Annotated in this window: 21 protein-coding genes; 9 read left to right on the forward strand and 12 right to left on the reverse strand. The window is 29.2% G+C overall.

Features of this window, described 5'->3' with window-relative positions; all coding sequences use genetic code 11:
• Nucleotides 1-15: 15 nt before the first annotated feature.
• The 6 genes from FDT66_RS04460 to FDT66_RS04485 all read left to right on the forward strand — a co-directional run bounded on the left by FDT66_RS04460 (nucleotide 16) and on the right by FDT66_RS04485 (nucleotide 5,781).
• Entirely contained in the window at nucleotides 16-981 is a 966-nt protein-coding gene (locus FDT66_RS04460) for a stage II sporulation protein M (protein WP_138534956.1), read from the forward strand.
• The gene (locus FDT66_RS04465; RefSeq protein WP_138534957.1) at nucleotides 981-1,730 is read left to right on the forward strand and encodes a hypothetical protein; all 750 of its coding nucleotides are present in this window, start codon (nucleotides 981-983) and stop codon (nucleotides 1,728-1,730) included. Before FDT66_RS04460 ends, FDT66_RS04465 begins: the two co-directional genes overlap by 1 nt.
• Entirely contained in the window at nucleotides 1,727-2,938 is a 1,212-nt protein-coding gene (locus tag FDT66_RS04470) for a DUF4350 domain-containing protein (RefSeq protein WP_138534958.1), read from the forward strand. Before FDT66_RS04465 ends, FDT66_RS04470 begins: the two co-directional genes overlap by 4 nt.
• Before the next feature lie 3 nt (nucleotides 2,939-2,941).
• Nucleotides 2,942-3,946: an AAA family ATPase gene (locus FDT66_RS04475; protein WP_138534959.1), complete on the forward strand. Its 1,005-nt coding sequence runs from the start codon at nucleotides 2,942-2,944 to the stop codon at nucleotides 3,944-3,946.
• A 122-nt stretch (nucleotides 3,947-4,068) separates the two neighbouring features.
• The gene (locus tag FDT66_RS04480) at nucleotides 4,069-5,403 is read left to right on the forward strand and encodes a DUF58 domain-containing protein (RefSeq protein WP_246034762.1); all 1,335 of its coding nucleotides are present in this window, start codon (nucleotides 4,069-4,071) and stop codon (nucleotides 5,401-5,403) included.
• A 36-nt stretch (nucleotides 5,404-5,439) separates the two neighbouring features.
• Entirely contained in the window at nucleotides 5,440-5,781 is a 342-nt protein-coding gene (locus tag FDT66_RS04485) for a hypothetical protein (protein ID WP_138534960.1), read from the forward strand.
• 52 nt (nucleotides 5,782-5,833) lie between these two features.
• On the opposite strand, the gene FDT66_RS04490 is transcribed toward FDT66_RS04485, so the two are convergent.
• Nucleotides 5,834-6,376: a DUF4251 domain-containing protein gene (locus tag FDT66_RS04490; RefSeq protein WP_138534961.1), complete on the reverse strand. Its 543-nt coding sequence runs from the start codon at nucleotides 6,374-6,376 to the stop codon at nucleotides 5,834-5,836.
• Nucleotides 6,377-6,485: 109 nt separating this feature from the next.
• Between FDT66_RS04490 and FDT66_RS04495 the strand changes: the two genes are divergently transcribed.
• Nucleotides 6,486-7,190 carry a pseudouridine synthase gene (locus FDT66_RS04495; protein WP_138534962.1) on the forward strand — a complete coding sequence of 235 codons (705 nt, stop codon included), beginning with the start codon at nucleotides 6,486-6,488 and terminating at the stop codon, nucleotides 7,188-7,190.
• 145 nt (nucleotides 7,191-7,335) lie between these two features.
• Here FDT66_RS04495 and FDT66_RS04500 read toward each other — a convergent pair whose 3' ends face one another.
• The 6 genes from FDT66_RS04500 to FDT66_RS04525 all read right to left on the reverse strand — a co-directional run bounded on the left by FDT66_RS04500 (nucleotide 7,336) and on the right by FDT66_RS04525 (nucleotide 12,879).
• Nucleotides 7,336-7,521: a CPXCG motif-containing cysteine-rich protein gene (locus FDT66_RS04500; protein WP_246034763.1), complete on the reverse strand. Its 186-nt coding sequence runs from the start codon at nucleotides 7,519-7,521 to the stop codon at nucleotides 7,336-7,338.
• Nucleotides 7,521-8,525, reverse strand: coding sequence for an NADP-dependent oxidoreductase (locus FDT66_RS04505; protein WP_138534963.1), 1,005 nt, complete (start codon nucleotides 8,523-8,525; stop codon nucleotides 7,521-7,523). The genes FDT66_RS04500 and FDT66_RS04505 overlap by 1 nt, the downstream gene beginning before the upstream one ends.
• 40 nt (nucleotides 8,526-8,565) lie before the next feature.
• On the reverse strand, nucleotides 8,566-9,108 hold the full coding sequence (locus FDT66_RS04510; protein ID WP_138534964.1) for a PepSY-associated TM helix domain-containing protein: 543 nt from the start codon (nucleotides 9,106-9,108) through the stop codon (nucleotides 8,566-8,568).
• A gap of 49 nt (nucleotides 9,109-9,157) precedes the next feature.
• On the reverse strand, nucleotides 9,158-11,146 hold the full coding sequence (locus FDT66_RS04515; RefSeq protein ID WP_138534965.1) for an alpha-ketoacid dehydrogenase subunit alpha/beta: 1,989 nt from the start codon (nucleotides 11,144-11,146) through the stop codon (nucleotides 9,158-9,160).
• A 118-nt stretch (nucleotides 11,147-11,264) separates the two neighbouring features.
• Complete coding sequence (locus tag FDT66_RS04520; RefSeq protein WP_138534966.1) at nucleotides 11,265-11,744, reverse strand: Lrp/AsnC family transcriptional regulator; 480 nt, start codon at nucleotides 11,742-11,744, stop codon at nucleotides 11,265-11,267.
• An 85-nt stretch (nucleotides 11,745-11,829) separates the two neighbouring features.
• On the reverse strand, nucleotides 11,830-12,879 hold the full coding sequence (locus tag FDT66_RS04525; protein ID WP_138534967.1) for a M14 family zinc carboxypeptidase: 1,050 nt from the start codon (nucleotides 12,877-12,879) through the stop codon (nucleotides 11,830-11,832).
• A 347-nt stretch (nucleotides 12,880-13,226) separates the two neighbouring features.
• Here FDT66_RS04525 and FDT66_RS04530 point away from each other — a divergent pair, with 347 nt between their 5' ends.
• On the forward strand, nucleotides 13,227-13,577 hold the full coding sequence (locus FDT66_RS04530) for a helix-turn-helix domain-containing protein (protein ID WP_138534968.1): 351 nt from the start codon (nucleotides 13,227-13,229) through the stop codon (nucleotides 13,575-13,577).
• A gap of 97 nt (nucleotides 13,578-13,674) precedes the next feature.
• On the opposite strand, the gene typA is transcribed toward FDT66_RS04530, so the two are convergent.
• The 3 genes from typA to FDT66_RS04545 all read right to left on the reverse strand — a co-directional run bounded on the left by typA (nucleotide 13,675) and on the right by FDT66_RS04545 (nucleotide 17,184).
• On the reverse strand, nucleotides 13,675-15,447 hold the full coding sequence (gene typA, locus FDT66_RS04535) for a translational GTPase TypA (RefSeq protein WP_138534969.1): 1,773 nt from the start codon (nucleotides 15,445-15,447) through the stop codon (nucleotides 13,675-13,677).
• Nucleotides 15,448-15,724: 277 nt separating this feature from the next.
• Nucleotides 15,725-16,021: an LETM1 domain-containing protein gene (locus FDT66_RS04540; RefSeq protein WP_138534970.1), complete on the reverse strand. Its 297-nt coding sequence runs from the start codon at nucleotides 16,019-16,021 to the stop codon at nucleotides 15,725-15,727.
• A complete protein-coding gene (locus tag FDT66_RS04545; protein WP_138534971.1) occupies nucleotides 16,021-17,184 on the reverse strand; it encodes a proline dehydrogenase family protein in 1,164 nt (387 codons plus the stop codon). Before FDT66_RS04545 ends, FDT66_RS04540 begins: the two co-directional genes overlap by 1 nt.
• A gap of 90 nt (nucleotides 17,185-17,274) precedes the next feature.
• Here FDT66_RS04545 and aroB point away from each other — a divergent pair, with 90 nt between their 5' ends.
• Nucleotides 17,275-18,333, forward strand: coding sequence for a 3-dehydroquinate synthase (gene aroB / locus FDT66_RS04550; protein WP_138534972.1), 1,059 nt, complete (start codon nucleotides 17,275-17,277; stop codon nucleotides 18,331-18,333).
• Nucleotides 18,334-18,445: 112 nt separating this feature from the next.
• Here aroB and FDT66_RS04555 read toward each other — a convergent pair whose 3' ends face one another.
• Together FDT66_RS04555 and FDT66_RS04560 are read right to left on the reverse strand one after the other, a co-directional pair.
• A complete protein-coding gene (locus tag FDT66_RS04555) occupies nucleotides 18,446-20,959 on the reverse strand; it encodes an outer membrane beta-barrel family protein (RefSeq protein WP_138534973.1) in 2,514 nt (837 codons plus the stop codon).
• Between the two features lie 142 nt (nucleotides 20,960-21,101).
• On the reverse strand, nucleotides 21,102-21,554 hold the full coding sequence (locus FDT66_RS04560) for a cold-shock protein (protein WP_138534974.1): 453 nt from the start codon (nucleotides 21,552-21,554) through the stop codon (nucleotides 21,102-21,104).
• Nucleotides 21,555-21,565: the final 11 nt, after the last annotated feature.

Consider the following 21,565-nt stretch of genomic DNA (forward strand, 5'->3'; position numbering starts at 1 on the left):
TTAAATTCGCTCTGAATGAGAGAGGTCGCTTTTATAAAGCAAAATAAAGAAAAATGGCTTGAATTTGAACAAGTAATTTCAAATAAAAAGAAAAAAAGTCCAGACGACATAGCCAACCTGCATATAAAAATCATGAACGATTTGGTATATGCACAAACCTATTATCCTAAAAGCAAGGTTACTAGCTATTTAAATAAGCTTGCTAAGAATAGTTTTGACAAAGTATATCATTCAAAAAGAAGAGATCAAAATGTGTTTTTGTATTTCTTTTTTGACAAAGTACCACTACTCGCCTACCAATATCGCAAATACATTTACCTGTCATTTGCTTTCTTTTTTATTTGTTTTTTTATAGGATTGCTTTCTACATTTAACGATCAAAGCTTTGCAAGACAAATATTAGGCAATGAATATGTAGATCAAACCATAGAAAATATAGAAAGTGGTGATGCCATGGCAATTTATAAAAGTGGTAGCAATTGGGGTACGTTTATAGGAATATACAACCATAATCAACGAATTGGTTTAAACATGTTTTTATCTGGTTTATTTTTAGGCCTTGGAACAGGTTATTATATTGTTGTAAATGCAATAATGGTGGCTGTTTTTCAAGCTTTTTTTTACCAATATAATAGTTTGTTTGATAGTTTAAAAGGAATTTGGATTCATGGAACCTACGAAATATTTGGTATTATTATAGAAGCTGCAACTGGTTATATTATTGGTGCAAGTATTTTATTTCCAGGGACTTTAAAACGTTTTGAATCCTTTAAAAAAGGGTTTAGAGATGCTTTTTACATTTTTATTAGTACCATTCCGTTTACATTAGCTGCTGCCTTTTTAGAAGGTTATGTTACTAGATATTCCAATACAATGCCTACTATTTTTTGTTTTGCAATTATTTTTTTCAGCCTAGGAACCATTGGTTATTATTATTTAATATTGCCTTATAAAGTGGCAAGAAAACACCAATTGCGTTAATGAAAAAGTTGTTGCTACTTCTTTGTTGTGTGCAGTTTGCTGTAAATAGTTTTTCTCAAGAAGTTAAAAAAGATTCTGTAGTAATACTTCAAGGTGTTCTTAAAGATTCTATTATTGTTGTAAAAGATTCAACAAAATATATAAAATCTATTGAATACGCTGAAAAACGAGAGTTTACAGACAATTTAAAATCAAAATACGCTGATAAAGATTTTATTTATACAGAAGAAACTGCAAAAGAAAAAGAAGACTCCCCTCCTATGGATTTAGGTTTTTTAAAAGCCATAGCAAATTTTTTAAAAGTAATTTTTCCATTTCTTTTAGGCGGTTTTATCATTTTTATAATCCTGAAAATAGCTTTAGGCTCAGAAATGGGCTTTTGGAATTTTACAAAAGGAACAAAGAAAACTACCAAAAAACTCATTTATGAAGATGATGATATTCACGAAGTAGATTTAGAAACCTTACTGCAACAAGCTATTTCTGAGGGTAATTACAGGCTTGCCATTCGTTATTATTATTTATCTATTTTAAAAGAATTATCTATTCACAAAATAATAGCATATCATAAAGAAAAAACCAATACAGAATATACTTTTGAAATTGAAAATGAAGACCTTAGAAACGATTTCAAGTATTTATCATACGTGTATACCTACGTTTGGTATGGTGAGTTTGACGTAGACAAAGCAAACTTTGAAAATGTACAAAAGAAGTATCAATCATTTAAAAACAAGGTACATAAATGATCAAAAATACTTACATACAATCAGTATACATCCTGCTTTTACTGTTGCTTTTTGCCAGTTGTAAAAAAACAAATTGGAGAGAAAATTATAGAGAGAAGGAAAAAAGTCCTTTTGGTACGTACATTATTTCTGAAGAAGCTACTTCTCTATTTCCAAGAGAACGAATTACTTTTTTAGATGAAAATATATACGATTATTTGTTGTTTAATGCAGCAGAAGATTCTACAGTTACCAAAAACTATATATTAATAAAACATAGTGCGTACAAGCAAACAAGAGAAACTGCACAAGAGTTATTAAACTTTGTAAAACAAGGCAACACTGCATTTATAGCATTAAATTATTTTCAAGAAAACTTTAAAGAAGCTTTAGAATTTACCACCAATAATTTAGATGAAGAAGTTTGGAGTATTCCAAAGCTGAAAGAATTAAAAGGTGAATTTAATCTTGTGCATCCAGATTTTGAGAACACATCTTACACGTTTGATAGAAATATCCAAAGAAATTATTTTTTACAATATAGTAATACTAAAACACAAGTGCTTGGAACAACCACTGTTGGTGGCGAAAAAGTGCCAAATTTTATAAAAATATATCATGGTAAAGGGGCTTTTTATTTGCACACAAACCCTATTGTATTTACGAATTATTATATGCTGAATGGAAAAGAAACTTATGCGGCAAACCTACTCTCCTATTTACCAAGTCAAGAAGTTTTATGGGATGTGCATATTAAATCAAGCAAATTTTCTAGTGAGCAAACAAAGCAACCTTCTATATTTAAATTCTTTTTACAACACACAACGCTTACTTGGTTTTTATTTGTTTCTTTAGCTGGTTTATTGTTATTTATGCTTTTTAATGCAAGAAGAAAACAACGCCCAATTCCAGAAATACCACCACTTAAAAATACAACCGTAGCATTTACGCAAACCATTGCCAACTTGTATTTAAATGAGAATGATCATAAAAATTTAGTAGATAAAAAAATAGCATACTTTTTAGAAAAAGTAAGAACCAAATATTTAATTAATACAAGTAATTTAAACACAGAATTTATTGAAAAATTAGCAGCAAAATCTGGTAACGAATTACAAAACACAAAGTATTTGATAAACACTATAATAGCTTTAAATAAAAAGATAGAATGCTCTGAAGAAGAGTTGATTGGATTGCATAAAATGATAGAAAATTTCTTTAACAAATAATATATGGAAACACAAAACAACGAACAAACTCCAGATAAAATTGAGTTTGAAAACAGAATCGATTTAAAGGAATTACAAGAACATGTTTTTCTTATAAAAAAACAGTTGAAAAAAGTAATTGTGGGGCAAAAAGATATGTTAGATCTACTATTAGTAGCTTTACTTTCTGACGGACACGTTTTAATTGAAGGTGTACCTGGAGTTGCAAAAACCATTACTGCTAAACTGCTTTCTAAGACCATTGCTGTTGATTTTAGTAGAATCCAATTTACGCCAGATTTAATGCCTTCAGACATTCTGGGTACTTCTGTTTATAATTTACAAACCACAGAGTTTGAATTTAAAAAAGGACCTATTTTCTCAAACATGATTTTAATTGATGAAATTAATAGAGCTCCTGCCAAAACACAAGCAGCATTGTTTGAGGTTATGGAAGAAAAACAAGTAACTATTGATGGTACAACCTATAAAATGGAAGAACCATTTGTAGTGTTGGCAACGCAAAACCCTATTGAACAAGAAGGTACTTATCGTTTGCCAGAAGCTCAATTAGATCGTTTTTTATTTAAAATTAATGTAGATTATCCAAATGCTGAAGAAGAATTTGACATTATATTAAAAGAACAAGCTTTACTAAATACTACCAAAATAAGTAAAATTGAAACGGTAATTTCTGCTTCTAAAATTATTGAATTTAGAGGTTTGGTCAATCAAATTACCATTGAAGAAAATTTGTTAAAATACATTGCAAATATTGTGGTAAATACACGTTCTAATTCCTTTTTATATTTAGGAGCTTCACCAAGGGCAAGCATCGCTATATTAGGCGCATCAAAAGCATTTGCCGCAATTGAAGGAAGAGATTTTGTAACACCAGAAGATATTAAAAAAGCAACAATACCTGTTTTACAACACAGAGTAATTGTAACACCAGAAAGAGAAATGGAAGGTTTAACCAGTACACAAATTATTGAACAAATTATTGAAGCTGTGGAAATTCCACGATAGTCTTAGTTTTCATTTTTCAGTAGCAGTTTACAGTGGCAGTAAAAAAATTGTGAAAGGATAAAGTTTCGCAATTAACAATTACACAATTACCGAAATAAACAATTAAACATTTACGCAACAAATTGAAGCATTTTTACAAAACATTATTTCTACACAATAAATTCTTCTATTATTTAGGAGGAGTTGCAGTACTTTTTGTGCTCGGTTTTTTTGTACCTATACTTTTTGAACTTTCTAAAATATTGCTTTTTGTACTTAGTTTTTTAGTGATTGTAGATATTGTTTTGCTCTACAAAATAAATGAAGGCATTAAAGTAACTCGCTTTTTACCAGAAAGGTTATCAAATGGAGACGAAAATAAAATATCATTAAAAATTACCAATTCAAATACGTTTAAAAGTTTTCTTTCAATTATTGAAGAATTGCCTTTTCAGTTTCAAAAAAGAGATTTTATTTTTAAGCAAACACTACAATCAAAAGAAGAAAAAACAATATACTACAACTTAAAGCCATCTGAAAGAGGTGTTTACAATTTCGGAAACGTGAATGTATATACAAATTCGCCATTACAATTAGTGACAAGAAAATATGTTTTAGGAAATGAAAAAACTCTAAAATGTTATCCTTCTTTTTTAAAATTAAGAGAGTTTGATATAACTTCTTTTTCAAACAAATCTATTTCTTACGGAACTAAAAAAATAAGAAAAATAGGACATTCATTAGAATTTGAACAAATTAAAGAATACGTTTCTGGTGATGATATTAGAACATTAAATTGGAAAGCTACTGCAAAAAGCAACCAATTAATGGTAAATCAATATGTAGAAGAAAAATCGCAACCAGTGTACTCTATCATTGATAAAGGTAGGGCAATGCAAATGCAATTTGACGGGTTGAGTTTACTTGATTATGCCATTAATGCAACTTTAGCAATTAGCAATGTTATTTTAAGAAAGCAAGATAAAGCAGGAATGTTATCTTTTTCTAAGAAGTTACAAGATTGGATTGTTGCTGAAAAAAGAAGTTCTCAAATGTCGCTAATTTCAGAAATGCTACATAACATAAAAACCGATTTTTCAGAATCAGATTTTAGTACTTTATACACTGTAATTAAAAGAAAAATTACCCATAGAAGTTTGTTAATTATTTATACCAATTTTGAAACTATGGATGGTTTAAATAGGCAACTTACGTATTTACGCGCTTTGGCTAAAAACCATTTGGTATTGGTTGTTTTCTTTAAAAATACAGAATTACAGACTCTCATAAACTCAAAAGCCGAAAGCATACAAGATGTATATGACAATATAATTGCTGAAAAATTTATGTATGAAAAAGTACGTATTGTAAATGAATTAAAAAAATATGGAATACAGTCTGTACTTACATCACCAAAAAATTTAACTGGAGATACCATTAATAAGTATTTAGAATTAAAGTCAAGAGGACTTTTTTAACATTTTTTAGTATTTTCGTAAACAAACAAAAAAATTATGAGCAATTTAAAATTAAAATTAAAAAAAATTGACGCTACCAAATATGGTATTATTACAGGTAGTGTAATGGCTTTATTGTCATTAATCATGCTATCTATAGCATTTTTATTTACCAGTTTAATTGGTTTAGGAGCTGGTTCTGGAGCGTCTGAATTAGGAATGTTATTTGGTGGTGGTATATTTATGGTAATTCTTGGGCCTATTTTATATTTTGTAATAGGGTTTCTTTTTGGGTGGATTGGTTGTCTTTTATTAAATTTTATTTTAAAGAAAACTGGTGGTTTGGATATAGAATTTGAAAAAGCTGGTTTTGAAATTTCATCAATAGGTAGAGAGTAATTTTAAAAATTATTACATTAAAAAGAGTTACAGATATGTAACCCTTTTTTATTTATTCTTTTGTAGCTTTATACTCTTTCCAATTACCATTGTAAGTTATATTTGTTCTATGACTGCTATTTACATCTAAAGTACTTTTTTTATTTGCAAAAAGTGTTAGCGTTACATCATAACTTTCTTTTTTAGCATATAAAGTATATTCAAAAATATATGCTGCTTTTTTTTCATGATAGTATTTTTTTTCAGTTTTGGGTTTTCCATCAAACTCAACACCAAGATCTGTTCCATATCCTGCTGATAATTGTTGCCTACCATAATAAGGCAAATCCATTGAAATGGAATCATTTTTAATGATAAAAAAATTAGGATTACCAATTAAACTAATATTGCTTGAGGTACTTCCTGGAGGCAATAAATTTTCAATTCCTTGTACATTATTATTCAATCCTAATGGGCTTGCCCAATCAAAATTAGCTTCAATAGCTTTATTTGTTACAACTTTTTTTAAATAATTTATTTCTGCAGGTGTAGCAGTGTTCTTAGAAATTCCACAACTTATAAAAAGTACTAAAAAACTTAAAACAATTATTCTCATAACTAGATAATTTACTGATTGTTAATATTCTAAATTTACAAAATTATCTCTAAAAAACATTTAAAGATTTCACAAATTAAATAGTATTTTTGATAACTAAAAAATAAAAATGAGTGTAGCAATTGTTTTTGAAGATGAATACATCTTATGCGTGAGTAAACCTAATAATATGTTAGTGCATCATGCTTTTCACTCTAGAAATGTTGCTGATGAAGTTTCTCTTTTGCAAGAAATTGAAAAGGAAAAAGGCTATAAAACTTATCCAATTCATAGGTTAGATAGAAAAACTTCTGGAATTATTTTATTGGCAAAAAAAAAGGAATACGTTTCTAAATTTCAAGAATTATTTACAAATAACGAAATTGAAAAAACGTATTTTGGTATTGTAAGAGGTTTTGCACCTGCAACAAAAACAATTGATTCTCCTGTTAAAGGTCGTGATGCAAATGTGCATAAAGATGCGTTAACACATTTAAAAACATTGGCACAAATTGCGTTAGATATCCCTGTAAAACCTTATGATTCTTCTCGTTATAGTTTTATTGAATTGAAGCCAAAAACAGGTAGAATGCATCAATTAAGAGTGCATACAAATAAAATTAGTCATCCTTTAATTGGTGATCCTAAATATGGAGATAAAAACCATAATGTGATGTTTGAAGAAAATTTTAATTGCTCTCATTTGTTTTTACATGCTGGTATATTACAATTTATACATCCTTTTTCTTTAGAGAACTTAATTTTAAAAGCTTCTTTTCCAGAAAATTGGGTTACTTTATTTGAGAAGTTTTCTTGGAAAAATCCTTTAGTATAATTATTTATAAATATTCTTATAGCACTTTAAAATGTTGTAAAGTTTACCAACAAGTTTAGCCCAGATTGAACGGTTTGTTTGAGCTCGTTGAGGAACGAAACAGCGAGTAGTGAAAGCTGGAAATGGCTTCAAGAAAAAAATAATCTTATTGTTCTATAGATTGAGCATTGAAGCTTATTAATTCTCCTGCTTCAAAAGTTGGTGTAATTTCTATAGGATTGCAACAAACTTCACAATCTTCGATATAGGTTTGTTGGTAAACGCTTGCATCTAAAATCATAGATATTTCTTCCCAACAATAAGGACACTGAAAATAATGTTCTTGCTCCACTACTCTATTACTTTTAAAACTAATTTACCGCTTTTTTCTCCAGTGAAAAGTCGATTGTAGGTTTCTTGAAAATTTTCAATGCCTTCGTAAATATCTTCTTTAGATTTTAATTTACCGTCTTTTAACCAAGTAATCATTTGTTTGGTTGCTTTTCCAAAATCTTTGGTATAATCCATTACAACCATACCTTGCATGGTAGATCTTGTAACTAATAAAGATAAGTAATTGTTGGGTCCGTTAATTTTATGTTTGTTGTTGTATTGAGAAATTGCCCCACAAATAACCACTTTTGCGTGCATTCGAAGTTTACTTAAAGCGGCATCTAAAATAACACCTCCAACATTGTCAAAATAAACATCTATACCTTTAGGACATTTCTTTTTTAATGCGGAGTATATGTTTTCTGATTTGTAATCAATGGCATCATCAAAACCTAATTCGTTTTTTATATATTCACATTTTTTACTTCCACCAGCAATTCCGATAACTTTACAACCTTTTATTTTTGCAATTTGTCCGACAATTGAACCTACAGCACCTGCAGCTCCAGAAACCAAAACAATATCACCATCTTTTATTTTACCAACTTCTAAAATTCCGAAATAGGCTGTCATTCCTGGCATTCCAAGAGTACCTAAATACATGGGCATTGTTGCTTTTTTATCATCAACCTTAAACCAACCATCACCATTTGAAACGGAATATTGTTGCACACCACCCCAACTTGTTACGCAGTCGCCAATTTCGAAATTGGAGTTGTTGTTATTCTTAATAACTTTACCAATAGCACCTGCACGCATTACATGATTTAATTCCACTGGAGGAATGTAAGATTTGGTATCATTCATCCAACCACGCATTGCAGGATCTAAAGAAATGTAATGATGTTGTATTAAAATTTCTCCTTCTTGTAACTCAGGAATTGTATGTTCTTCTAACTGCCAAGTATTTTCATCAGGAAAACCTTTTGGTCTGTTTTTAAGAATGATTTGTTTGTTTTTCATTTTAAAAAAATACTATTATTATTTTTTAAATATATAAATTTTAAGGGAATAGTATTAAAAATAAAAGTGGAAAAATTAAACCTGCTAACGCTAATTTCCAGCCTCTTTTTTTAAAGCCTTTTTTACCTGAAGGAATTAATATACCTGTAATTGCAATGACTAACATTGCAGCTCCAAAAATATCTGAATACCAAATCCAAAACTTGTTAGTTGTTTTGTGTAAGTACATGCTATGACCAATTATTGGAACTTTACGTTTAAATTCTAAAACGCCTTTGTTTTCAGATAGTTTCATATCTAATATTCCATTTCCTTTAAAATACACTCTTAATGATCCGTTTCTTATTCTATGGCCATCGTAAGTTGCTTCAAAGTTTTTAGTAGCATTTTGTAAAAAATCTTTTGTAATTTCTTGTTCGTTGTTGGGCAATGTTAGCGTAACTTCTTTACTTTCGTAAGTATAATCCATTGGATACCAATCTTGCCTGTGGTTTAATATGATTCCAGAAAGTGAGAATGCAATTAATAAACCTACATAAAAATAGGCGATATCTCTATGAAGACTTCTATTTGTAATTTTCATTTGACGATAAAATTTTCGCAAATGTATTTATAATTAGTCTAAATAAAAATTAAAAATTATAGATTTTTAGGATTTCTTCTATCAAATTATTTTTAGCTAAATATATATTTTCTAAATCTTTTTGAAATGGAATTGGCGTATCTAAACTTCCAATTCTTTTTACTGGAGCATCTAAATATTCAAAGCAATTTTCATTGATTAAAGCAGAAATATCACTTGCAATACCTCCAAAAAGAGAATCTTCTTGAACAATAATGGCTTTTCCGGTCTTTTTTACGGAACTATAAATAGTTTCAACATCTAAAGGTTGTAATGTTCGTAAATCTATTACATCTGCAGAAATAGTAGCATGATTATTTAAAGCTTCTATAACCCAATGAATTGCAGCGCCATAACTAATAATTGTTAGTTTAGTACCTTCTTTTAAAACAGCTGCTTTACCGATTTCTGTAGTGAAATAATTTTCTGAAACATCTTGATAAACAGATCTGTATAATGCTTTATGCTCAAAAAATAAAATAGGATTTGGATCATTTATAGCGGCATTTAATAAACCTTTTGCGTCTTGTGGAAAGGCTGGATAAACAACCTTTAAACCTGGAGTTTTTGTAAACCAAGCTTCATTAGTTTGGCTATGAAAAGGACCAGCTCCTACTCCTGCTCCACATGGCATTCTTACTACAACATCTGCGTTTTCTTGCCAACGATAATGAGATTTTGCTAATAAGTTTACAATTGGATTAAAACCTGAGGAAACAAAATCTGCAAATTGCATTTCAACAACTGCTTTCATACCGTTTACAGACAAACCATAACCAGTAGAAATAATTGCAGATTCACAAATAGGAGTGTTTCTAACACGTTCTTTCCCAAATTTTTCTACAAAACCATCTGTAATTTTAAAAACACCTCCATATTCTGCAACATCTTGTCCCATAATTACCAAAATGTCGTGCTTTTCCATAGACTGTTGCAAACCTTGAGAAACAGCATCAATAAAACGTATGTTGTTTTTATTTTCTGATGGGGCTATTAATTTGAATTGATGATGTTTATAAACGTCATTTAATTCTAAGTTTTTAGTAGAAATAATATTTTCTTCTGCATAAGCTTCTTCTAAATCTTGATTGATTTCATGAATGATTTCTTCTTTATAAACCAACTCAATTTCTTCAGTCAGTATTTTTTCTTCCTTTAAAAACATTTGAAAATTTTCTAGAGGGTCTTTACTTGCCCAAAAATCTAAATCTTCTTGAGGTACGTATTTTGTTCCACTAGCCTCTTCATGACCACGCATTCTAAAAGTTTTAAACTCTAATAAAATTGGTCTTGGTTTTTTACGAATACTTTCTGCAATTTCAGTAACCTTTGCAAAAACCTCAATAATGTTATTACCGTCAATAATATAGCTTTCCATTCCGTAACCAATTCCTTTATCGGCAATATTTTTACAGTTAAACTGCTCTGAAGTAGGTGTAGATAAACCATATCCATTATTTTCTACACAAAATAAAACTGGTAAGCTCCATACTGCAGCTACATTTAATGCTTCATGAAAATCACCTTCACTTGTACCACCTTCACCTGTAAAAACAGCACAAATTTTGCTATTGCCCTTTAATTTATTTGCTAAAGCAATACCATCAGCAATACCTAATTGTGGCCCTAAATGTGAAATCATACCTACAATATGATATTCTTGAGTTCCGAAATGAAAACTACGATCTCTACCTTTTGTAAATCCATTCATTTTACCTTGCCACTGAGAAAAAAGTCTTTTTAAAGGGATTTTTCTAGTTGTAAAAACTCCTAAGTTTCTATGCATTGGTAAAATATATTCATCATCATACAAAGCTGCTGTTACACCAACAGAAATGGCTTCTTGCCCAATACCTGAAAACCATTTAGATATTTTACCTTGTCTTAAAAGAATTAACATTTTTTCTTCTATCAAACGAGGTTTTAACATGCTTTTGTACAAATACAATAGTTGCTCATTTGAAATAGCATTTGTGGTAAATTTAATTTTATTAGACATGTATTTTAAGTTTCGGAGTTTTAACAAACTTACTACTTCGAAAGTAAAATCCATAAAAAAATCCTTATCATTTTAATTGATAAGGATTTTTTTTAACTACTTTTATTTTGAAATAATATTACAATTCTTTAAAAATTGCATGCATCATTCTCTTTTTATCATTAATACTTTCTTCTAAAGCAATCATGGTTTCTGTTCTATTTACACCAGGAATGTCATCTATTTCATAAATAATGTCTTTTGCATCATTAGTGCCTTTTGCTCTAACTTTACAGAAGATATTATATTTCCCCGCAGTTACATATGCAACTGTAACGTTTGGTATTTTTCTCAAGTTTTCTATTACTGATTGTGTCATAGAAGTTTTTTCTAAAAAAACGCCTACATGAGCTATAAAGGAATATCCCATTTTCTCATAATTTAACGTTAATGTAGAGCCTTGAATAATACCTTCGTCTTCCATCTTTTTAACACGAACATGAATTGTTCCTGCAGATACTAATAACTGTTTTGCAATGTCTGTAAATGGAGTTCTTGCATTTTCTATTAAGATATCTAATATTTGATGATCGATTTCATCTAAAATAAATTTTTTCATAATTTGTATATTATTCAATTAACATTACAAATTTATGAATTAAATTTAATTGAACAATATAAAAACTGAGAAATATCCAAAAAATTTAACTTTCGAAAACGATTTCGTTGTGTCCTATTTTACCTTTTAAGCTATCTTCTTCTATTTTTATCAATTTTGAAACTAACTTATTATTTATAATTTCATCTTTATATTGATACGCGACATCGTTTTTAGAATTTGGAAATCTATGTATTACATCAAAGAAAATTTTATCATTATTGGGTATTGAAAAATAGTCTTCATAATCAGTAAAATTTGAAGCTGTAGCAATATGATAAACACCTTGTAGAATAGAAAAGAATGTAAATTTTCTACTTTCTTCTCTTTGATAATCATTAGGATAGTGTCCAGATTCAATTAAAATGGTATTGTAACCTAGTTTTTGAAAATTATCACCAGTAGCTGTAGGATAAAACTCATCTGTATATCTTCCAACAAAATTAGGTATTATGTTTTGTAGCATTTTATTCATAGCTACAATTACATTCATGGTCGTTTTTCTTCCTGTTGTTAAAACACGTGTTTTTTCTTCTGATGGTGCTAAAAAAGATATTGTTGCTGGATTATTAGTACCTTCTACATTAAAAATGGTTCTTTGGTCGTGTAAATTGAAACAAAATTCTGGATTGAAATCTTCTAAAATATTCCTTAGCAGTTTACTTTCTTTGGCTTTTTTATCAACAGCATCTCTATTTAAATCTATATCGTTAGCGTTTACGCGAGTGTAAGCTTGTGCTCCATCAGGATTTAACATTGGAATAAAAACTAAAGTGCACTCCTTTAAAATTGTAGTGAGTTCTTGTTTGGTGCTATTTAAAAAACAATTGAATATATCAAATAATGCCTTGGTTCCTGTACTTTCATTTCCATGCATTTGAGACCAAAGTAGAATTTTTTTAGGTCCTTTACCAATTTTTAATTGATTGATAGGTCTGTTTTCTTCTGAAGTTCCAATTTGTGAAACATCAAAAACTAATTGATATTTTTTAAAAAGATTTTCGATGTCTTTGTAAGTTATCCATTTTCCATGTAATGTGCTTTCTTTTTCTTTTTGGTAAATGGATGCTAAAAAATCAGGTGTTAATATGTTCATACGCTTATTACAAAATTCTTTGTAAAAGTAAATCATTTACAATTGTCATCAAACTAAAAGTTACAATTGTAAAATGTAAACATGTTACAAATGTAAAACACTTTTTAATTCAAATACATCACATTTGTAAATTTTAAACTTGTGTATTTATATTCTTTAAAAACCATTAGATATAAAGCATAATTAAAAACTATTTAAAGCATTTAATTAACTTGTTTTCAATTAATTAAATTATATCACCTAAACTTTTTATTTATGTTAAAAAACATACTAATTAAAAGTAAGTAATAATTTTCATTGTTAATAATTACAGATGTTTTACATTTGTAACAATCAATAATATTACAATGGTAAACATAACAGCATTTACGGAAAGATTAAAAAAAGTAATGGAAACTCACGAATTGTCTGCATCTACTTTTGCAGATAAAATTGGTGTACAGCGTTCTAGTATTTCTCACATTTTATCTGGAAGAAATAAACCAAGTTTAGATTTTGTTTTGAAAGTAACATCAGAATTTTCTGATGTTGATATACATTGGTTATTGAACGGAAAAGGTATGTACCCTAAAAATAAGATTTCTGAAACTACTGCTACCCCATCATTATTTGAAGATTCTGAAAAAGTTTCAGGAAAGAAGATACAGCGAATTGTTGTTTTTTATGACGATGGTACATTTGATGAATATCAAAAATAAGACGTAGAATTGATTATTAAAAAATAAAAAAAAGCTCAAGAAATAAATCTTGAGCTTTTTTTTAAAATATAAATTTTTGCTTAAATTAGAAATAAATTTATGGTCTAAAGTTAATCTTACGCATACGTAAGCTTTCTGGAGTAACTTCTAAATACTCATCTGCTTTGATGTATTCCATGTTTTCTTCTAAAGAAAAATCTACCTTAGGAGCAATTTTCATAGCGTCATCAGTACCAGATTTACGCATGTTTGTTAATTGTTTTCCTTTAATTAAATTTACTGCTAAATCTTCTGCTTTTGAGTTTTCTCCAATTACTTGACCAATATAAATTTCTTGATTTACATCAATAAAAAAACGTCCTCTATCTTGCAAGCGATCTAGTGCATATGCAGTTGCTTTACCTGCTGCTGAAGAAATGATAGCTCCTTTAACTTCCTCTGTAAAATCGCCTTTGTATGGTCCGTATTCAGAAAAACGGTGATTTATAATTGCCTGACCAGAAGTGGCTGTTAAAATTTTATTTCTTAAACCTATTAATCCACGTGAAGGAATAACAAACTCTAAATGTTGTAAATCTCCTTTTGGCTCCATAACCATTAAATCTCCTTTACGTAAAGAAACTAAGTTTACTGCTTTTGAAGCAACATCTTCAGGAACATCAATAGATAAAGTCTCATAAGGCTCAGATTTTACACCATCTATGTCTTTTATGATTACTTGTGGTCTTCCCACTTGTAATTCGTAACCTTCTCTACGCATTGTTTCAATTAAAACAGATAAGTGTAAAACTCCACGACCATACACGTTAAATTTGTCTTCAGAATCTGTAGTTTCTACTTTTAATGCTAGATTTTTTTCTAATTCTTTAAATAAACGATCCCTTAAGTGACGTGAAGTAACATATTTACCTTCTTTACCAAAAAATGGAGAGTTATTAATGGTGAACAACATACTCATTGTTGGCTGATCAATTTCTGTTCTTGGTAAAGGCTCTGGATTTTCTAAATCGGCAATAGTATCTCCAATTTCAAAACCTTCAATACCTGTTATTGCACAAATATCTCCACAAGGAACTTTATCTACTTGAGCTTTACCCATTCCTTCGAATACATGCAACTCTTTAATTCTTACTTTTTTGGTTGAACCATCTGCTTTACAAAGCATATAGTCTTTATTTACTTCTAAATCTCCACGAAATACACGTCCTATTGCAATTCTACCTGTAAAAGAAGAAAAATCTAAAGAGGTAATTTGCATTTGTGGTGTACCTTCGTTGTATTTTGTTTCTGGAATAGACTCTAAAACTGCGTCTAATAATGGAATGATATTATCAGTTTCGTTTTTCCAGTCTGTACTCATCCAATTGTTTTTTGCAGAACCGTAAATTGTTGTAAAATCTAATTGTTCTTCTGTTGCTTCTAATGCAAACATTAAATCGAAAACTTTTTCGTGCACTAAATCTGGTGTACAGTTTTCTTTATCTACTTTATTTACAACAACTATTGGTGTTAATCCTAATTCTAAGGCTTTACCTAATACAAAACGTGTTTGCGGCATTGGACCTTCAAAAGCATCTACTAACAATAAAACACCATCAGCCATTTTTAACACTCGTTCTACTTCTCCTCCAAAATCGGCGTGACCTGGTGTGTCAATTACGTTAATTTTTGTGTTTTTATAGGTTACAGATACGTTTTTAGATAGAATTGTAATACCTCTTTCACGTTCTAAATCGTTATTATCTAACAATAAATCTGTACGTTCTTTACGATCGTCTAAAACCTTTGCTTGATCTATAATTTTGTCTACCAAGGTTGTTTTACCATGATCTACGTGGGCAATAATTGCGATGTTTCTTATTGATTGCATTTGTACTTTCTTAAATTTCGTGCAAAAGTAGTTGTTTCTAAGTAATTTATAAGGTTTCTTTTTGTTTATTTTTTGTTTTTAAAGCAAGACTAAGTTTTTATTAGTTTAGATTTTTGCGCTTCGTGTTGGTTTGTAAACTTTCGATTATTTTTTTAGTTTGAAGAAAGTTGCTAAAAATGTGCGTTAGTGATTGAAATGGAAAGCCCACAGTGAGTTTACGAACGAGGACTTGAAATGGAAAGCACGACCTGAAAGGTAACGCCCTAAATAAAAAAAATTACTCTTTTTTTACAGGTGGATCGTCTCTAAAGGCAGAGGGTAAAATATCTGGAATTAATTTGATTAAAAGAGGTAATAAAAGCGCGCCTCCAGGAAGCATAAATACTGTAAAAGCTGGTATAGCTTTACAAATATCTAACATTTGTATTCTAATTTTTAGTTTTTCTTCTTCTGTTAGGTGTGAATGTGTTGCTTTTCTAATTAAATGCATTGCTTCTTTGCTTTGCAGTAATTCTTGATGCAATCGCAATTTATTTTTATGAAGCAGTATTTTAATTTCTTCGACAGTTTTCATTACAACTTACGACGTTTTCTTTCTGTTTTTAAGAGGTTTAACTCTCTACTTGTTTGACCTGCAACTGAAGTGTTTTCTTCTGCTCGTCTTATTAAATATGGCATTACATCTCTAACAGGTCCAAATGGTAAGTATTTTGCAACATTGTAATTTTCATTGGCTAAATTGTAGCTTATATGATCACTCATACCAAATAATTGACCAAACCAAAGTCTTTTATCGTCTTTTTTTATGTTGTATTGTTTTGCTAAGTCCATAACTAGGTATGAACTTTGCTCATTGTGAGTACCTGCAAATAATGCCATTTTTGGGTGCTCCATCATATACTCTATAGCCTTGTCATAATTAATATCTGTAGCTTGTTTGTTTTCACATATTGGTGATGGATATCCTTTTTCTTCAGCTCTTTCTCTTTCTTTTTCCATGTAAGCACCTCTTACTACCTTCATTCCAATATGAAATCCTTTTTGATGTGCTTTTTGATGCAACTCTTTTAAATACTCAAGTCTATCATGCCTATACATTTGTAGGGTATTAAATACAATTGCTTTTTCTTTATTATAAGTTTCCATTAAATCTTCAATAAGATCATCTGCAGCTTTTTGCATCCAACTTTCTTCTGCATCAATTAATAATGGAACATCTTTTTCTAACGCTATTTTACATACTTTGTGATAGCGTGCTACTACTCTATTCCACTCTTCAGTTTCTTTTGGTGTTAACTCTTTTCCTTCAGAAATTTTTTGATATAAAGCAAAACGTCCAAAACCAGTTGGTTTAAAAACTGCAAAAGGAATGGATTTTTTTTCTTCGCAAAAATTAATAATTTTTACTATTTTTTCTAAAGCACCATCAAAACTAGCTTCTTTATCTTGCCCTTCTACAGAATAATCTAAAACACTATGCACATTACCATTATTATACATATTGTCAATAATTGGTAAACAATCTTCTTCTGTTACACCACCACAAAAATGATCAAAAACAGTAGAACGTATTAAACCCTCTACAGGTAAATGAACTTTTAGTGCAAAATTAGTAACTGCACTACCAATTTTTACCATTGGCTGGTTTTGAATCATTCTAAAAAGGAAATAGGCTCTTTCTAATTGAGAGTCTGTCTTAAGAGCAAAAGCAACTTTAGTGTTATCGAAAAGTTTCATTAAGCATGATTTATATTGAGAACAAATATACTCTAAGACAATAAATAATTCAATATTTTCTACTTAATTTGCACTTTTAATATTTACAAGATGAAATCCATTCAAGCAGTAAGCTATCCAGTTCATTTTCAAGAGAAAGCGTATGAATCGCTATCAAACTTAATTGTACAAAAAAATTATTCTACTATTTTTATTTTGGTAGATGAGAATACTTTTGAGCACTGTTATCCAAAATTTATTTCGAAATTAATTACAGACAAAGCAATTGAAGTTATAGAAATTGAGTCTGGAGAAATTAATAAAAACTTAGAAACCTGTATTGGAGTTTGGAATGCGATTACGGAATTAGGTGGTGATAGAAAAAGCTTGTTAATTACTTTAGGTGGTGGTGTTATTACAGATTTAGGTGGTTTTGTGGCTTCTTGTTTTAAACGTGGTATTGACTTTGTAAATATTCCTACTACTTTACTTTCTATGGTAGATGCTTCTGTTGGTGGAAAAACAGGTGTTGATTTAGGTGTTTTGAAAAACCAAATTGGTTTGTTTGCAAATCCAGAAATGGTGCTTGTTGATACAGATTATTTGACTACAGTTTCTGAGCGTGAAATTAAATCTGGAACTGCTGAAATTATAAAATACGGAATCACTTACGATATTAAATTATTTAACCAAATTAAAGAAAATAAAGGTTTACAAATTGCTGATTTAATTTTTAGATCTATAGAAATTAAAAATGAAGTTGTATTACAAGATCCAAAAGAAAAAAGCTTACGTAAAATTTTAAATTTCGGACATACTTTAGGGCATGCTATTGAATCTTTTTATTTAGAATCTGAAGATAAAGAAAACCTAACTCATGGTGAGGCCATTGCTATAGGTATGGTTTGTGAAAGTTATATTTCTAATAAGTTATTAGGTTTCAAAATAAAGAAAGTGAATGAAGTAAAAAACGTAATCTTATCAATATATGATAAAACCACTCTTTTGAAAGAAGATTTTGGTAGCATCATAGATTTATTAAAACATGATAAGAAAAATGTAAACGGGCAAGTAAATTTTGTGCTTTTAAACGATTTTGAAAATCATCAATTAGATTGCAAAGTTGCTGAAGAATTAATTATTGAAAGTATGGAATTTTACAATTCGTAAGATTATCTAAATTTATGTGCAAAAGGAAAGAAATAAATACATTCTTATAATTATAAAAAAAATCCTTCAAATATAAGTTTGAAGGATTTTTTTTAGCTCAATAGTTTCTGCTTTAAAACTCTCTTTTTCCAAATTCACTATCAATAAATTTCGATTTGTTTTTAGTGGTATTAAATACATAAGATAAATTTAAAGATATCATATCTACTTCATACCTATAATTTGTGGTTGTAAAAAACTGATTTTGTCTTGATGTTGTAATTCGTTGTTCATTGGTATTTAATAAACCCATATCCATATTTTGCCACTGCAAAGTTGCTGTTAATTTATCTTCTAGAAACGTTTTTCTAAAAGTTAAATTTGGTGAGTAAAAACGCGAATCTTCACCCATTGCTGTATTTCTATCTGATAAATAATTAAAAGTAAACTGTAAAGATGCATTTTCCCAAAAAGTATAAGTGGAATTTAAATTGATAGAATAAATAGTAGCATTTGTATTGATATCATAATTTCTTTCAACTCCATCTCTATGCTTAAAATTTAAAACCCCATCTATTGCATAATTGTAAATATTTGCACCAATAAAGTTGGTCCAGTTTTTAGTTGGTTTTATGTTTGCACCAATTTCTAAACCAATTGCGTTACTTTTACCAACATTAGAATACACCCTGTTAATAATACTGTCTAAAACAGCGCCATTACTTTCATAGGCCAAAGTATTCACTCTATTTATAACATTTTCTGTATGCCTGTAGTAAGCTGTTGCATAAATAGAATTTCCACCCTTAAGTTTTTTAGTGACTCCTAATTCTACCAAATCTATAAATTCTGGTAATAATGTATTATCACCTTGCTCAAACACTTCAGAGTGTTCACGTTCTGCAAAACTATTCATTTTAAAAGTAGTGGTTCTTTCTACTCTTTTACTATATGCTGTTTTTATGTTTGTTTTCTCATCAATTTTATATTGAATTGAAGCTGATGGGAATAATTTTACGAAATTGTAATCATAAATATTTTCTGTAGTTTCACTTTGTAATGCTTCTTTATAACTTCTATCCATAGATTCTAAACGCAAACCAGCTGCATAATCCCATTTACTTTTTGAACCGGTAATTTGTGCGTAACCAGAATGAATTACTCTTTTTAAACTCACATCACTTGAAAATTCTGGAACTAAGTTTCCATCTCTTTCATACACAAATTTACCTGTATGATCTAAGTTTCTGAATTGGTAACCAGTTTCTAAAGCTCCAAACTCAAAAGGTTTCCACAAATAATCTAGATTAAAACGAGTTCCGTACAAAGGATTGTCATTGGTATTAAACTCTCTTTGATATACGATATTTCTATTGGGTTCACCTAAATTATCATTTTCTGTTGGTCCTCCTAAAAAAGTATATTCATGTAAAATAGAAGTTGAAATTTTTGAATCATTATCAAATTTGTGTGAATAATCAAAACTTCCTAGAACAAAATCACCTTTTCTAACTCTTAAATTGTGATTGAAATAGGTAAATTCATATAACAAATTATTACTTCCTATTGGTGAAACTGCAGAATTGTTGTAAACAATATCTGCTAAACGTTCTTTAGTTCTTTTACCTGCAAACAATCCTAAAGAAAAGTTATCATTTTCGTTTGGAGTGAAATCTACATTAAAACGTCCGTTATAAGTAACTTCATCAAAACTGCGTTCACCATCAGAAGGTAAAAAAGTAGTTTTGTTTTCTGGTGTGTTTATAATAAACATATCTCCTTCTCTTCTTCCAGTAATATCATTTCTTTGATAACTTGCACCGAAAGAAAAGTTCCAATTATTGGTTCTTTTGTTTACAGTTGCATCAATTCCGTATCTTTTTGCAGGAACTTGCGTATCGTAATCTTCAATTGATGGAAATCCACCACGAATGTTTATTTGAGCGAAAGTACCATTTGTAGCACCTTTTTTTGTAATAATGTTTAAAATACCACCTTTACCCTCTGGATCGTATTTTGCTGAAGGAGCTGTAATTAATTCTACATTTTGCAATGCATTTGCTGGTAATTGTGCTAAAATAGAATTTGGATCACCTTGAGTTGGTTTACCATTAATTAAAACCGTAAAACCATTGCTACCTCTAACACTTATTTCACCCAATGCATTTGTGGTAATTGAAGGTAAATTTTTAATAACATCTATGGCATTTCCTCCTATAGAACTTTGATATTTTTTTGTGTCAAATACTTGCCTATCAATCTTATGTGATACTGTTTGTTTTTCTGTTTTTAAAACTATTTCATTTAATTGGTTTCCAGAGCCTAAAACAACTTTTATAATTCCAATATCTTTTTTTTCTCCTTTTTTGGCAATTGTAATTGGACTAATTGTTTTTAACTGGTATCCAATAAAAGAAGCTTCTAAATAATATGTTCCTGGTAGAACATTATCTATTGAAAAAACACCTTTACTATTTGTAATTACACCATTTATTAATTTTTTACTTGTTTGGTCATATAATGCCGCAGTTGCATATTCTAAAGGAAAGTTGTCATCATTATCTACAATTTTACCTGTAATTTGAGCAATAGAAAATTGGCTTACACAAAAAATAAATATTAAAAAAAGACTTTTAATTATATTCATAAAAATAGTATTTGTATCATATAAATTTTACAAATTTACATCATTTATATAGTTACAATGTATTAAAACTACCTATTTTGTATTCATAAAAAAAAACCTTCATAATTGAAGGTTTTTTAAAAAATATTGAAAGAAGTTAAAATTATATTTTTTTCACTTTAACAGCATTCATACCACGCATTCCTTTTTCTAATTCAAAAGAAACCTTGTCGTTTTCTCCAATTTCGTCAATTAAACCACTAACGTGTGTAAAATATTTTTCGTTATTTTCTGTATCGATGATAAAACCAAATCCTTTTGAGCTATCAAAAAAAGAAACTTTCCCTTTTCTTACTGGGTCTTCTTCAGGTAGGTCTTCTTTTTTAGTTACTGAAATTTGAATATCTTCTAACTCATATTCAACTTTCAATTCTGGATCTGGTGGAGTATCAGTTAAATTACCATTATGATCAACATAAGCAAACTGAATTCCATCTGTTCCATTTGCTTCTTTGTCAGCTTTTCTAGCCTCCATTTTTTTCTTTTTCTCAGCACGTTTTTTTAAACGTTTCTTTTCTTTTTCACTTTTACTAAATGTTTGTTGTGATTTTGCCATTAAATTATAAA

The organism is Polaribacter aestuariivivens, assembly GCF_005885675.1.
Classification (GTDB): Bacteria; Bacteroidota; Bacteroidia; order Flavobacteriales; family Flavobacteriaceae; genus Polaribacter; species Polaribacter aestuariivivens.